The organism is Kushneria halocnemicola, from assembly GCF_965650455.1.
Taxonomy (GTDB): domain Bacteria; phylum Pseudomonadota; class Gammaproteobacteria; order Pseudomonadales; family Halomonadaceae; genus Kushneria.
In genome coordinates this window covers 991550-1006315 of record NZ_OZ287968.1, presented here as the reverse complement: position 1 = coordinate 1006315, position 14766 = coordinate 991550, and the positions used below count along the sequence as shown (strand labels likewise).

Annotated in this window: 13 protein-coding genes; 6 read left to right on the top strand and 7 right to left on the bottom strand. The window is 58.3% G+C overall.

Annotated elements, in window-relative coordinates; genetic code table 11:
* Positions 1–102: 102 nt before the first annotated feature.
* Together aspS and ACS92L_RS04460 are read right to left on the bottom strand one after the other, a co-directional pair.
* Positions 103–1881: an aspartate--tRNA ligase gene (gene aspS, locus ACS92L_RS04465; protein ID WP_438767319.1), complete on the bottom strand. Its 1779-nt coding sequence runs from the start codon at positions 1879–1881 to the stop codon at positions 103–105.
* A 98-nt stretch (positions 1882–1979) separates the two neighbouring features.
* Positions 1980–2222 carry an FmdB family zinc ribbon protein gene (locus ACS92L_RS04460; RefSeq protein WP_438767318.1) on the bottom strand — a complete coding sequence of 81 codons (243 nt, stop codon included), beginning with the start codon at positions 2220–2222 and terminating at the stop codon, positions 1980–1982.
* A gap of 201 nt (positions 2223–2423) precedes the next feature.
* On the opposite strand from ACS92L_RS04460, the gene ACS92L_RS04455 reads away from it, so the two are divergent.
* The 5 genes from ACS92L_RS04455 to ACS92L_RS04435 all read left to right on the top strand — a co-directional run bounded on the left by ACS92L_RS04455 (position 2424) and on the right by ACS92L_RS04435 (position 7525).
* The gene (locus tag ACS92L_RS04455) at positions 2424–3362 is read left to right on the top strand and encodes a D-2-hydroxyacid dehydrogenase (protein ID WP_438767317.1); all 939 of its coding nucleotides are present in this window, start codon (positions 2424–2426) and stop codon (positions 3360–3362) included.
* A 163-nt stretch (positions 3363–3525) separates the two neighbouring features.
* Positions 3526–4152 (top strand): undecaprenyl-diphosphatase, encoded by a 627-nt coding sequence (locus tag ACS92L_RS04450; protein WP_438767316.1) that lies wholly within the window; start codon positions 3526–3528, stop codon positions 4150–4152.
* 192 nt (positions 4153–4344) lie between these two features.
* The gene (locus ACS92L_RS04445; RefSeq protein WP_438767315.1) at positions 4345–5298 is read left to right on the top strand and encodes a nucleoside hydrolase; all 954 of its coding nucleotides are present in this window, start codon (positions 4345–4347) and stop codon (positions 5296–5298) included.
* Positions 5299–5325: 27 nt separating this feature from the next.
* Entirely contained in the window at positions 5326–6093 is a 768-nt protein-coding gene (gene otsB, locus ACS92L_RS04440; RefSeq protein ID WP_438767314.1) for a trehalose-phosphatase, read from the top strand.
* A 28-nt stretch (positions 6094–6121) separates the two neighbouring features.
* Positions 6122–7525 (top strand): alpha,alpha-trehalose-phosphate synthase (UDP-forming), encoded by a 1404-nt coding sequence (locus tag ACS92L_RS04435; protein ID WP_438767313.1) that lies wholly within the window; start codon positions 6122–6124, stop codon positions 7523–7525.
* Positions 7526–7603: 78 nt separating this feature from the next.
* Here ACS92L_RS04435 and ACS92L_RS04430 read toward each other — a convergent pair whose 3' ends face one another.
* Complete coding sequence (locus ACS92L_RS04430) at positions 7604–7870, bottom strand: acylphosphatase (protein ID WP_438767312.1); 267 nt, start codon at positions 7868–7870, stop codon at positions 7604–7606.
* 95 nt (positions 7871–7965) lie between these two features.
* Positions 7966–8883 carry a LysR substrate-binding domain-containing protein gene (locus ACS92L_RS04425; RefSeq protein ID WP_438767311.1) on the bottom strand — a complete coding sequence of 306 codons (918 nt, stop codon included), beginning with the start codon at positions 8881–8883 and terminating at the stop codon, positions 7966–7968.
* 136 nt (positions 8884–9019) lie between these two features.
* Between ACS92L_RS04425 and ACS92L_RS04420 the strand changes: the two genes are divergently transcribed.
* Complete coding sequence (locus tag ACS92L_RS04420; RefSeq protein WP_438767310.1) at positions 9020–10288, top strand: dicarboxylate/amino acid:cation symporter; 1269 nt, start codon at positions 9020–9022, stop codon at positions 10286–10288.
* A gap of 28 nt (positions 10289–10316) precedes the next feature.
* Here ACS92L_RS04420 and cls read toward each other — a convergent pair whose 3' ends face one another.
* The 3 genes from cls to uvrB all read right to left on the bottom strand — a co-directional run bounded on the left by cls (position 10317) and on the right by uvrB (position 14765).
* Positions 10317–11738, bottom strand: a complete 1422-nt coding sequence (cls, locus tag ACS92L_RS04415) for a cardiolipin synthase (protein ID WP_438767309.1) — start codon at positions 11736–11738, stop codon at positions 10317–10319.
* 81 nt (positions 11739–11819) lie between these two features.
* Positions 11820–12656 carry an endonuclease VIII gene (nei, locus tag ACS92L_RS04410; protein ID WP_438767308.1) on the bottom strand — a complete coding sequence of 279 codons (837 nt, stop codon included), beginning with the start codon at positions 12654–12656 and terminating at the stop codon, positions 11820–11822.
* 78 nt (positions 12657–12734) lie between these two features.
* Positions 12735–14765, bottom strand: coding sequence for an excinuclease ABC subunit UvrB (gene uvrB, locus ACS92L_RS04405; protein ID WP_438767307.1), 2031 nt, complete (start codon positions 14763–14765; stop codon positions 12735–12737).
* Position 14766 lies beyond the last annotated feature (1 nt).

Here is a 14766-nt window from a genome sequence, read left to right as displayed (position 1 = left end):
ATGACGTCATACAAAAATACGGGTGTGCAAGGCACACCCGTATTAACCCTAACACTGCCAGAAAGTCGCAACAGAAACGTTTCGTTTCAGATTGCCTGCCGATCAGGACGTTGTGTTATCAGACGCTTTCTGACGCAGGCGAATGTGCAACTCTTTGAGCTGCTCATTGCTGACGGTTCCCGGTGCCTCTGTCATCAGACACGACGCGCTCTGCGTTTTGGGGAAGGCAATGACATCACGGATGGTGCGCCCACCGGTCATCAGCATGACCAGACGGTCAAGGCCGAAGGCCAGGCCACCGTGCGGCGGCGCGCCATGCGCCAGACCGTCCAGCAGGAAGCCGAACTTCTCACGGGCTTCCTCATCACTGATGCCAAGGGCTTCAAACACCTGACGCTGCATGCTCTGGTCGTGAATACGGATCGACCCGCCGCCCAGCTCGGTGCCGTTGAGAACCATGTCATAGGCACGGGAAAGCGCGTTTTCCGGGTTCTGCTTGAGGGTTTCCGGATCACAGGCCGGCGCCGTAAACGGATGGTGCAGCGCTGCCAGACGGCCGCTGTCATCACGTTCGAACATGGGGAAGTCGACAACCCACAGCGGCGCCCAGGCCTGCGTATAAAGCTCCAGATCACCACCAAGCTTAACGCGCAGCGCACCGAGCGCTTCATTAACGACCTTCGCACGGTCGGCACCAAAGAAGAGGATATCGCCGTCTTCAGCCCCGGCCCGGTCCAGCAGCGTCTCGATCACACCGTCCATGAACTTGACGATGGGCGACTGAAGACCTTCGATGCCCTTCGAGCGATCGTTGACCTTGATCCAGGCAAGCCCGCGTGCGCCATAGATACCGACAAAATTCGTATACTCGTCGATCTCCTTGCGCGAGAGCTTCGCACCACCGGGCACTCTGAGCACCGCTACGCGACCATCTTCGGCATTGGCCGGCCCCGAGAAGACCTTGAAGTCGACATCCTTCATTAGATCGTCAACGTCAACAAACTCGAGTGGAATACGCAGATCCGGCTTGTCAGAGCCGTAGCGACGCATGGCGTCATGCCATGTCATGCGCGGAAACTGCGGCAGCGATACATCCAGCACTTCCGTGAATAGACGACGAATCATCTCTTCGGTAATGCCCATGACATCGTCTTCCTCGACAAAGGAAGCCTCGATATCAATCTGGGTGAACTCCGGCTGTCGATCGGCCCGCAGATCTTCATCACGGAAACACTTGGCGATCTGATAATAGCGATCAAAGCCTGCCACCATCAGCAGCTGCTTGAACAGCTGCGGCGACTGCGGCAGTGCAAAGAATTCCCCGGCATGCGTACGGCTGGGAACCAGATAATCACGCGCGCCTTCGGGTGTGGCCCGGGTCAGGATCGGGGTTTCAATATCCAGAAAGCCGTTGTCTTCCAGATAAGCACGAACGCTGTGCGTGATGCGCGAGCGCAGACGCAGGCGATCGATCATTTCCGGACGACGCAGATCGATGTAGCGATACTTGAGCCGTACGTCTTCACCTACCTTGCCATGCTCGTCGAGCTGGAACGGCGGCGTCACGGCCGTATTGAGCACCTCAACCTGCGTGGCGAGCACTTCGATCAGTCCCGTCGGCATGTTGGCATTCTGGGTGCCCTCCGGACGCATGCGGATGCGACCGGTAATACGCAGTACATACTCACTGCGGGCTCGATCTGCATTGGCAAAGGCATCCGGCGTGTCGGGGTCGACCACAACCTGTGCAATGCCATCACGATCACGCATGTCGAGGAAAATCACCCCACCATGATCGCGGCGGCGGTGGACCCAACCGCAGAGTGTGACTTCCTGGTCGACAAGGCTTTCGTTTAGCTGGCCGCAATAATGACTGCGCATCTTTAATCCTGTGTTGTAACGCTTGGTGTAATGCCTGAGCTGTTTTAATGCCGAATACACGTTGATGCATCCGGCATGGAGTGGTTTTTGCGGAAACGTCAGCTGTCGGACGTGCCGCCCTTGTCGGATTTGCTGTCACCGGCAAGGTTACGACGACCGGAACTCTTGAAATCGGTCTCGTACCATCCTCCTCCCGAAAGTCTAAAACCCGCGGCCGAAATCAAACGCTCAAGAGCGCCTTCATGACAGGACGGGCATTCAACCAGAGGGGCAGCATCAATCTTTTGAATCTTTTCCAGACGTGTGCCGCAGGCGCGGCACTGATATTCATAAATCGGCATGGCCTTTCATACCCGATATTGGATGTTACTGCAGGCGCTCTTGAGCCAGCCTGCTCCTGACGGGAAACAATATCCATTGGATGGCAGACATTATTCCCGATGTCTTATTGACGCATCACGGTGCTGACACGACGATACAACCCAATACAAGGCGGCCATTATAGCGCGGCAGACATCATGATGGGCAAGGAGCGCACAACCATGAAAGCAGTAATTCTCGACAGCGATACGCTGGGCAGCGACATTGATCTCTCGACCATTTCCGACCAGGTCGATTACCTCGACTGCTGGGGCGCCACGCCTGCAAATGAGGTGGTGACACGTCTTGAAGGCGCCACCATCGCCATTACCAACAAGGTGGTCATCGACGATGCCATGATGGCGGCACTGCCAGAGCTTGAAATGATCGCGGTGACCGCCACCGGCACCAACAACATCGACATGTCGGGCGCTGACAGGCGCGGCATCCACGTGGCCAACGTTACCGGCTACGGCACACAAAGCGTGGCGCAGCACACCCTCATGATCATGCTGGCGCTGGCGACTCGCCTGCCACGTTATCAACACGACGTTGCCCGCCATCAATGGGAAACGGCGCCCTTTTTCTGCCTGCAGGATCACCCCACCATGCAGCTGGCCGGCAAGCATCTGGTGCTGGTCGGCAGCGGCGAACTCGGTCAGGCCGTCGCACAACTGGCCAGGGCCTTTGGCATGCAGGTGAGCTTTAGCGCAAGACCCGGTGCAGACCGTGATGACCGGCCAACACTCGAGACGCTGTTGCCACAGGCTGATGTCGTGTCCCTGCACTGCCCGCTCACATCCGATACGCATCATCTCGTTGGCCAGAAACAATTGGCCCTGATGCAGCCTCACGCGCTTTTGATCAACTGCGGCCGTGGCGGTCTGATCGATGAACAGCAGGCACTGGAAGCGCTTAGAAGGCAGGCTCTGGGTGGGCTCGGCGTTGATGTTTTACCGGTAGAGCCCCCTCGTGAAGGTCATGCTTTGATCGACGCACTGGAGCAGGAACCACTCAATCTGATTATCACACCGCACAACGCCTGGATATCGCCCGAGGCACGGCAAAATATTGTCTCACTGACGGCTGAGAACATTCGCCGTTTCCTTACAAACCGTTAAATAAATCAGTCTTTTCTTTAAATAGAGTTTTTTAAAGTTTAAAGATAACGGTATAAAAATGATCGTATCTTCTCTGATTTCAAAAATAAATTTTCGAACGTTGCAGCAGTCGGCATGATTGTCTGGTCGAACATGGTGTCTAATTCTTTGACAAAGCCCATGAATGACCCCGCAGGTATTTGATAACAGAATGGAAACGCTCAATCAGCATCTTTTTTTGGCACTCAATGTACAGCCACACAGCCATCCACTGACGATCTGGTTTGCCATTGTCATGGCCAAATACGCCATCTTTTGTATCCCCTTCATCATGATCAAGGGATGGCTTGGCAAAAGTGAAGCGCGTCACAAGATGATGCTGACGGCGCTACTGGCCACCATGGGTGCGCTGTTGATCAACAATCTGATCGGCTCCCTGCTCTGGTATCACCCGCGCCCCTTTGTGATGCCCCTGGGGCATACGCTGATTGCGCATGCACCTACGCCCTCTTTTCCGAGCAATCACATGACGATCATCTCGACCGTTGCCTTCAGCTTTCTTCTGCGCCCGGCACTTCGCAGGATGGGCGCGGCCCTGGCAGTACTGGCCGTCCCCATTGCATGGTCGCGCATTTATCTGGGCGTGCACTTTCCGCTGGATATGCTGGGCGCGGTCATCGTTGCCGGTCTGGCCTCCGTCATGATGCTCTGGCTGCAACCACTGTATCTTGAAAGACTCTATGGCCTCACCCGAGGGCTTTATCGCCTTGTTTTCGCACCATTGATCGCCCGTGGCCTAATGCATCGATAGCATTATTTTGACTCTTGAAAGCCCGCCTTCAGGCGGGCTTTTTTGTACAGGCGACTGCCTTCACGGGAGGCCAACTACGCAAGGACATGAAACTTATGTCAGACTTGCATTACAGTATTTTCAGCGACTTAAAGAAATGCCGTCGTGACTGACGCCGTCATTTCCTTTCAGGTACAGACGTGGAGCCCTCATATGACACACACCATCATCTTTGACACGGACCCGGGCGTTGACGATGCGCAGGCGATTGCGCTGATCATGGCCCATCCGGATATCGAGGTTGTGGGCCTGACCACCACCTTCGGCAACGTTCGGGTCGAAACAGCGACTCGCAATGCCCTGCTGCTGACAGAGCTGGCCGGTCAAACCATTCCGGTTGCCCGGGGCGCGGACTATCCGCTGGTGAAAACGCCCTACCCGGTACCGGCGCACATCCACGGCGCCGACGGGCTGGGCAATCAGACGCTCAGCGAGCCTTCCGGACAGATCGAGCCCATCAGTGCCGCGCAGTTCATCGTGGACAAGACGCGCGAGCGTCCGGGCGAAATCACGCTGATGGCCGTGGGCCCGCTGGGCAATCTGGCCATGGCCATCGCGCTTGATCCTGATGTCATTAATCGCGTCAAACAGGTCGTCATCATGGGGGGCTCGGCGGCACGTGGCGGTAATGTGACCCCGCAGGCCGAGGCCAACATCTTCTCGGATCCACACGCTGCCAAACGCGTTCTGACCGCTGGCTGGCCACTGGTCATGGTTGGCCTTGATGTCACGCTCGAGACGGTCATTACCCCCGATCGCATGGCGCGTATCGCCCAAAGCCAGGGTGAACTCGGCAAGGTACTGTCTGCAAGCTATGACTTTTATGCGGACTTCTATCGCAGTGCCATCGGCCTTGATGGCTGCTGCCCGCACGACAGCTGCGCCGTGGCCTGGCTTGTGCACCCGGAGCTTTTCGAGACCGTCACCGGCCATCTCGATGTCGTGACCGAAGGCGCTGCGGAAGGCCAGACCATTTTTGCCCCGGCAGAGCGTCAGTATGTCAGTGATCGCTGGTCACAAACGCCCACCGTTCAGGTCTGCATGAACGTGGACGGTGACGCCGTTTCCAGCTGGATCGAGCAGACTCTGACATCATCGAACGCATGATCGTCACGCCATGACAGGGAGGCAACGGTGAGCACAAAGGACAATAGTGACGTACCGGCAGTGCCGGAGCGGGATCGGCCCTGGGCACTTTTTCTGGACCTTGATGGCACGCTGGTCGACCTGGTGGATCATCCCGACAATATTGTCGTGGAGGAGGCGCTCAGAACGCGCCTTGAAACGCTCAGCACCCTTCTTGACAGGGCGGTTGCCGTCATCAGCGGCCGCGGCATTGACGATCTGGACAAACATCTGACTCTGCCCGGACTTGCCATGTCGGGCCAGCACGGCGCCGAATGGCGTGACAGCCAGGGCAATCGTCATATTGCTCAACATCATCAAAAGGCGCTTGAAGCAGTCCGCCAGCGGGTCAGTGAACATGTTGATCGTGATGACGCCCTCTATCTGGAAGACAAGGGGGCCAGCCTTGCCCTGCATTATCGCCATCGGCCCGAGGCGGGTGACATACTCGAGCCGGAGCTGACCGCTTTGATCGATGAATACCCGGAGACCCTGGAGCTTCATCAGGGCAAGTTCGTGTTCGAGATCAAGGGACAGGGATACGACAAGGGTGTGGCTCTGGAACGATTTCTGGCCACCCCGCCATTTGCAGACCGGTGCCCGGTTTTTATCGGTGATGACCGCACCGACGAAGACGGCTTTCGCATCGTCAACGCCCATCAGGGCCTGGCCATCAAGGTTGGCACGGGTGAGAGCATCGCCGCCAGCCGCTTGACCGACCCGAAAGCCGTTCATGAGTGGCTTGATCGATGGATTACGCAGCTGCAGCACTCATGAACGCATCACAGATTTCACGGAGGAAACCTTGAAGCAACTGATCGTGGTATCCAATCGCGTCCCCTCGCCCGACAAGGACAGCGGTAGCCAGGGCGGGCTGGCAGTAGGGGTCATGAACGCTCTGAGCCGTACACGCGGGCTCTGGATGGGCTGGAATGGTCAGCTGGTAGAAGATGCAGAACAGCACGACCCGGAAAGTTACGAAAACGAGGGCGTGCAGTTTGCTACCTTCCCGCTGACCGAGCAGGAGCATGAGCTTTTCTACGTTGGCTACTCCAACGAAGTGCTCTGGCCGCTTTTTCACTACCGCTCGGACATGGTCGAGTATTCACGTGAAAAGGATGCCGGCTATCAACATGTCAACGAGCGCTTTGCTCGTCAGGTCGCCGGGCAGGTATCGCCGGACAGCGACGCCTCTATCTGGGTGCATGACTATCAGCTGCTCTCGACCGGCCACTACCTGCGATCAATGGGCGTGGAAAGCCCGATCGGCTTCTTTCTCCACATTCCAGTGCCGCCGTGGGAGGTGTTTCGAATCCTGCCGCATCATGAGCGCATGATTGAACATCTGTGTGCTTACGACACCATTGGTTTCCAGACGGCTACCGACCTCAGACACTTTCTTGACAACGTCGAGCGCAGTGGCGTTTCCACCGTTGAAGGCAATACCGTTGTTTTCGATCATCGGCGCATCAACACGGGCGTTTTCCCCATCTCGATCGATGTGGATACTGCTCGCGAGATGGCGGAAAAGGGTGAGCAGTCCTCGCGCAGCAAACGCCTGAAGGATTCCCTGCAGGGCGGCCCGCTGATCATCGGCGTGGACCGTCTTGATTACAGCAAGGGGCTCTACAAGCGCTTCCAGGCGTTTGAGCAGTTGCTGGAAAACACCCATACACGCTATGGCAACGTGACCTATCTCCAGATTGCGCCGCTATCCAGAACCGGCGTGGAGCGTTACGCCAGCCTGCGTCGCGAGCTTGAGCGCATTGCCGGACACGTCAACGGCCGCTTTTCGACCTACGACTGGATGCCCCTGCGCTATCTCAACACCGGCTATGACCGCGAAACCCTGATGGGCTTTATGCGCCAGAGCCGGGTCGGGCTGGTCACCCCCCTGCGCGACGGCATGAACCTGGTCGCCAAGGAGTACGTCGCAGCTCAGGACCCGGAAGACCCGGGCGTACTGTTGCTGTCGAATCTGGCCGGCGCGGCTGAAGAACTTGACGGCGCCATGCTGTGCAACCCCTTTGATGTCGAAGAGATGGCCGACATGCTCGATGCCGCGCTGTCCATGTCGCTGGAAGAGCGCAAGGAGCGTTGGCAGCGTCTTCACAAGGTGATCAGCACACACGACATTCATCGCTGGGGCGAAAGCTTCATCACCGCGCTGGATCAGTCTGCAACAGCCCGACACGCCAAAAAGCAGTAGCCCTGCGCGGCGGGCTCGTCAAAACGCCATGTCGCCAGGACATGGCGTTTTTTTGACCGCTCTGATGTCATGGCCGCATCAACCGGTCTGAAACGCCGACCACTGCTGTGGCGCAATCTCCTCACTGGTAACCCGGTCCACGCAGCTGGCAGGCGGCCCCGTTTGAAGCCAGTCAATCAGGGCTGACACACTGTCGTCGCTGCCTGCCATACCGACCTCGACGCTGCCATCCTCAAGATTGCTGGCATAACCCACCACCTCGAGTTCGCGAGCGCGCTGCGCCGTCGCCTGACGAAACCCCACCCCCTGAACATGGCCGATGACTCGAGCCTGCACATACCGCATGACACTCTCCCTGAGCAAATGATGTAGTGAAAGCCTGGCACAATGTTACTACGACGCCGCAGGCGACATTTCAAAGCCCATTACATTGAGGCCTATTACATTTTGAGAAAGTCGCGCGGCAGTTTTTGCAACTGATGCCAGAGCCGCTCGACATCGGGCTTATGCACCAGCGAGCAGCGGTAAAGTCGGATATCCAGCGGGATATTCCACTTCTCATCCCCGGCGCGGACCAGCCTTTTGGACGCCAGCTCTTCGTGAATGCAGAAATCGGGGATCCACGCCATGCCCACCCCCTGTAGTGCCATACCCTTGAGTCCCTCTGCCATGGCGGTTTCGTAGATTGTACGAAGCCGCAGGCGAAGCGGGTCATTTTTCAACAGCATGTGAACGCTGCGCCCCAGAAAGGCGCCCTGGGTGTAGGACAGGTGTGGAATGCTGTCACCGGCCTCGAGATCAAACAAAGGGTTGCCCTGCGCATCCGGCACGCATACCGGCAGCATGCAGACCTGACCGATGGAAAAGGAAGGAAATATCTCGCTATCAAGCTGCATGGTGGCGTAGGGATCATGATAGGCCAGCATCAGGTCACAGTTGCCGTCACGCAGAACATGAATGGCGTCTCCCACATTCATCGCCATCAAACGTGTCGGCAGCTCGCCCACGCCCTTTTGCAGCCGGGAAATCCAGCGCGGAAAAAAGGCCAGTGCCAGAGAGTGCGCCGCTGCAATATCGAGCGCCTCATTGGCAATATTGAGCCCGCGCAGATGACTGATGCTCTCGTTAAGCTGCTCGACCAGACTGCGCGCCGTCACCAGAAAAAGCTGCCCTTCGGGCGTCAGGCTGACCGGTGTGGTGGAGCGGTCAACCAGCATGACGCCTGTCGCCTGCTCGAGCGCCCGGATACGGCGGCTAAAGGCAGGCTGAGTGACATGTCGGCGTCGGGCGGCGGCGGAAAAGCTGCGCGTGGCATTCAAGGCCACGAAGTCTTCCAGCCATTTGGTTTCCAGATTCAACGCTTGATACCTGCCTTGTTGATCAGCCTGCCCCCTCAGGGCGCGAGGCCGCGATTCTAACCGCCCCGGGCCGGTAAGTGATAGGCTGCCCCTCCCGGATATGACACATTCCACAACAGCCAAAAGAGACCGCCTCATGTCCAAAAGTACGCATGCACGCGCCGGCATTCCCCTGTGGCAAAAAATCATGGCAGGTCTGGTTCTCGGCGTGATCGCCGGCTGGCTGCTTGGCGACCACGCTCAGTGGCTTGCCCCCATCGGCGAGCTTTTCATCAACGCCATCAAGATGCTGATCGTGCCGCTGGTTTTCACTTCCCTGATCAGCGGCATCGTTTCCATGGGCGACCCGGCCAAGATGGGCAGAATCGGTGGCAAGGCGGTCGCGCTCTATCTTTTGACCACCGCTTTTGCCATTACGCTGGGCATGCTTGCCGCCTCCATTTTTCAGCCCGGTACCGGGGTCGAAATGCAGATGGACAACAGCGTTTCGCCTGGTGAGGCGCCCTCCCTCACCGACATTCTTGTGGGGCTGGTACCGACCAATCCGATCAGCGCCATGGTGGAAGGCAACATCCTGCAGATCATCGTTTTTGCCATCGCACTTGGCGTGTCGCTGGTATTGATCGGTGAGCGCGGCAAACCGCTGATCCGGGTCATCGACTCGACTGCCGAGGCGCTCTACAAGCTCACTTCCCTGATCATGGCCTGTGCCCCGGTCGGCGTTTTCGCCCTGATTGCGGTAGTCGCCGGCGAGTACGGCCTGAGCGTTCTGATTCCGCTGCTCAAGGTCATCGGGGTGGTCTATATCGCCTGCATACTTCATGTGCTGGTGGTCTACAGCGGTCTTCTCGCCGTGCTGGCCAGGCTCAACCCCCGGCGCTATCTGACCGGCAGTCTGGACGCCATCGTGATCGCTTTCTCCTCGGCGTCGAGTGCCGGCGCCCTTCCCGTCTCCATTCGCTGCGCGCGGGAAAAGCTCGGGATTTCACGAGGCGTGGCAGGCTTTGTGCTGCCGGTGGGCGCCACCATCAACATGGACGGCACCGCGCTTTACATGGGGGTTGTCGCCCTGTTCGTGGCACAGCTGACCGGCACCGATCTGAGCACGGCCGACTATGTCATGATCGTTTTGACCGGCACACTCGCCTCGATCGGTACGGCAGGCGTACCCGGCGCCGGGCTGATCATGCTGTCGATCGTGTTTGCCCAGACCAACCTGCCGCTGGAGGCACTGGGCCTGATTGCCGGCATCGATCGCATTCTGGACATGGCAAGAACCGCCGTGAACGTATCCGGCGATCTGATGGTGACAACGCTTGTGGGCAAGAGCGAACGCGAAATCGATCTGGATATCTACAACGGCCGATCATCCGGTACCGCCACTGCCGGCCAAGCCGAGCATTAACCTGTCGGCAATGCTGTCCCCTCACCGATTACTGAATCGGTGAGGCCAGATACGCCGCCCGTGAGGCCAGCTTGTGCCACAGCGGGCGCTTGTCAATCTCCTGAAGAGTCACCTGCCGACAGTTATCAAAATCGGCTTCAAGCATTTGCGCCACCTCTGCTGCAAAGGTCCGATCCGCCACATAGGCCGTCACCTCGAAGTTGAGACGAAACGAGCGATTGTCCAGATTGACCGTGCCGACAGCGCTGGTGTGATCATCAATCAAAAAGGTTTTCTGATGTAGAAAACCGGGCTGATAACGGTATATTTTAACGCCGGCGCGAATCATGGCGCCGAGAAAGGAAAACGCCGACAAAAACACCAGCAGGTGGTCCGGGCGCTCCGGCATCATGACTCGTACATCAACGCCTCGAAGAGCGGCCAGCTTGAGCGAGTCCTGCACGCCCTGATCCGGCACGAAATAAGGGCTGGTCACCCAGAAACGCTCGTTGGCCTGATTAATGGCGTGCTGAATCAAAAGACTGGCCGTCTCCAGCGGGTCAGAAGGCCCGGACGGCACGATCACCACATGCTGTCGCGCCTCCCCCGGCGCCCGACGCGGGTGCCAGGCCAGCGACAAAATATCGCCACTCGCCCAGTGCCAGTCTTCCCAGAAGGATTCCTGCAGGCCCAGCACCGCCGGCCCGGTGAGCTTCAGATGGGTGTCACGCCAGTGGCCGTGCTTTTTGCTTTCGCCGCGATACTCAACGCCAACGTTGAGACCACCGACCCACCCCTGGCGGCCGTCGACCACCATGATCTTGCGGTGATTGCGAAAATTGACCTGAAAGCGATGACGCCATCCCTTTGATGAGCCAAAGGGATGCACGGCAATGCCTGCCGCGCGAAGCTCTTCAAAATAACGGTCCGGCATGGCGTGTGTGCCGATCTCGTCATAAAGAAAAAAGACGTGTACGCCGCGCTCGGCACATTCGATCAACCGCCTTTTGAGCGCCTGGCCCAGCGCATCGTTGCGCACGATGAAAAACTGGATGAGGACGTAATCCTCGGCCTGCTCGATGCCCTCAAAAAGGCTCTCAAAGGTATCGTGTCCGTTGATGAGCAGCTGACACTGGTTGTCACCGGTCATCGGCAGCATGGCCAGCCGTTCCACCGCGCGAAGCCGGGCATCCTCGGGATGGGCAAAGGCAGGTTCCACCAGGGTTCGAAACTGGTCCAGCACGCGGCGCAGTGACGTATCGCGTTGCTCGCGCGCCGAAACATAGCCGTAAAAACGCGGGCGCCCCAGAAACCAGTAGGCCGGGATGGCCAGATACGGGAAAGTGATCAGGCAGATAATCCAGGCAATGGCGCCCTGAGAGGTGCGGCTCGACATCAATGCCATGAGGCCTGAAAGCGCCCCCAGCAGATGCAGACAGATAATGAACAGGCCGCCCAGCAAGGCTGTCATGTGGGGTACCACCCTTGTTATTAAAGCAGTGGGCGGAGCATAACCCACTATGATATAGGGGTCATTTCTCCTGACGGGCGTTTACGTGCAGGACGGAGTGTCATGCTGACACCGCGGACACAGATACAGCCGGCGCGATGACACCATAATCCTCTCGATGGGCGTGCCACAGGCGTGACACGGCAGTGCAGCGCGATTGAATACCGCATGACGCCAGCGCCCTCTTGGCTCGCCGGCCTCGATCATGGGAGCACGCCAGCATTCAAGGTTGGTCACACCGGCATGGCGCCAGGCGCGCGCCGTCACCTCCAGAATCTGCTCGGCCAGCCGCTGACGCTGTGAAACGTCAAGGTCCATGGGCCGATAGCGCTCGTGCAGGCCCGCAAAAAACAAGATCTCCGAGCGCAGGTAGTTACCGATACCGGCATAGAAATGCTGATCCAGCAGTAGCGCGCCCAGCCGACGTCGCATGAAACGCGGGCTTTGAAGGCGATCGATAATATCGTCGATGCACACGTTGTGCGTGAGAAGATCGGGACCAAGCTTCGAGAGAAACGGGTGCTGATCGAGCTCTTCATACCGCCACAGCGAGATATCAGAAGCGCTCATCAGCCACGCCGAATGGGTCGCGGTACTCAGCCTCAGTCGCGGTGAGCGTTTACCAACAGGTTCGCTGTCACGGCGCATGATGCGCCAGACGCCGTAAAGCTGGTTGTGCGAGTAGATGACATGGTCATCCTCGAACCGGGTCAAAAGCGCCTTGCCCCAGCTGTCAACGCCGGTCACTTTCTGCCCCTTTAGACGCGCTTCGAAAGGCTTGAGATGATCGAAGGCAAACCAGATATCCTCAATGGTGTGACCCGCCAGCACCTTGCCCAGCCGGTCGGCGACACGTCTTATTTCAGGCCCTTCCGGCATGTGATGACATCCGTTGTCAAAACCAGCAATGAATACAAGGACCGCCCGCCCCATATCCCGAGGCGGGCGTTACATTGGCTACTTCAGCTCGATCAAACGCGCATTGAGGGTTTGCATCTGATCACGCAGCGAAGCGGCCGTTTCAAACTCGAGATTCTGCGCGGCTTCGTGCATGCGATCCTCGAGTTTTTTGATCTCACGATTGACGTCATCAAGGCTCATCCGGCCGATGGCTTCAGGCGTGTACTGCCCCTCGTCTTCGGCGACCTGACGGTCCCCCTTGCGCTTACTGCGACGGGTGCCCGGCGCCTGAGCGGCCTCCATGATGTCCGCCACGTTCTTGGTGATGGTGCGCGGTGTAATCCCGTGCTGTTCGTTGAAGGCCACCTGTTTTTCACGACGACGCCCGGTCTCATCCATGGCCCGCTGCATTGACCCCGTAATGCGATCGCCGTACAAAATCGCCTTGCCATGGGCGTTACGCGCCGCCCGGCCGATGGTCTGAATCAGCGAGCGCTCGGCACGCAAAAAGCCTTCCTTGTCAGCATCCAGAATGGCCACCAGCGAGACTTCGGGAATATCGAGACCCTCTCGCAGCAAATTGATGCCGACCAGCACATCAAACTTGCCCAGTCGCAAATCGCGAATAATCTCGACACGCTCGACGGTATCGATATCGGAGTGCAGATAGCGCACCCGGATATCATGCTCGGCGAGATAGTCGGTCAGATCCTCGGCCATGCGCTTGGTCAGCGTCGTGACCAGCACGCGTTCACCCACTTCCACGCGCGAGCGCACCTCGGAGAGCAGATCATCCACCTGAGTGCTGGCCGGTCGTACCTCGATTTCCGGGTCGACAAGTCCTGTCGGGCGCACCACCTGCTCGACCACCTGCCCGGCATGCGCTTCTTCATACGGCCCGGGAGTTGCAGAAACAAAAATGGTCTGCGGCAGGATCGCCTCCCACTCTTCAAACTTCATGGGGCGGTTATCGAGCGCCGAGGGCAGTCGAAAACCGTATTCGACCAGCGTTTCCTTGCGCGAACGGTCACCCTTGTACATACCGCCTACCTGCGGGACGCTGACGTGGGATTCATCAATGAATACCAGCGCATCGTCAGGCAGATAGTCGAAAAATGTCGGCGGGGCGTGACCCGGGTCGCGCCCGGAGAGGTAGCGGGAGTAGTTTTCGATGCCGTTGCAGTAACCCAGCTCGAGCATCATTTCGATATCGTAGAGCGTTCGCTGCTCAAGACGCTGCGCCTCGACCAGCCGGTCGTGATCACGCAGGTACTTGAGCCGTTCGGCGAGCTCTTCCTTGATCGACTCGATCGCACCGAGAATCGTGTCACGCGGGGTGACATAGTGCGTTTTGGGGTAGATCGTCATGCGCGGCACCTTGCCACGCACTTCACCAGTCAGCGGATCAAACAGGCTGATGGTGTCGATCTCGTCATCAAAGAGCTCGATGCGCACCGCCTCGTCCTCGGCATCGGCCGGAAAAACATCGATGACATCCCCGCGCACGCGGTAGGTGCCACGGCGGAAGTCGGTATCGTTGCGCGTGTACTGCAACTCCGCCAGCCGGCGCAGGAAGTCGCGCTGGTTGATCAACTCCCCGCGGGTAAAGTGAAGACGCATCTTCAAATACTGATCCGGATCCCCCAGGCCGTAAATGGCCGACACCGATACCACGATCAGCGCGTCGCGACGCTCCAGCAGCGCCTTGGTGGCCGACAGACGCATCTGCTCGATATGATCGTTGACCGAGGCGTCCTTCTCGATGAAGGTATCGGATGAGGGTACATAGGCCTCGGGCTGATAATAGTCGTAATAGGAGACGAAATATTCGACGGCGTTGTCGGGGAAAAACGACTTGAACTCGCCATAGAGCTGCGCCGCCAGCGTCTTGTTGGGCGCCATGACAATGGTGGGACGCTGCAGGCGCTCGACCACATTGGCCATGGTGAAGGTCTTGCCCGAGCCGGTCACACCCAGCAGGGTCTGATGCGCCAGCCCGGCATCCAGTCCCTTGATCAGCCCGTCGATGGCCGCCGGCTGATCACCCGCCGGCTTGTAGTCGGAGGCAATGCGGAACTCACGATTCATG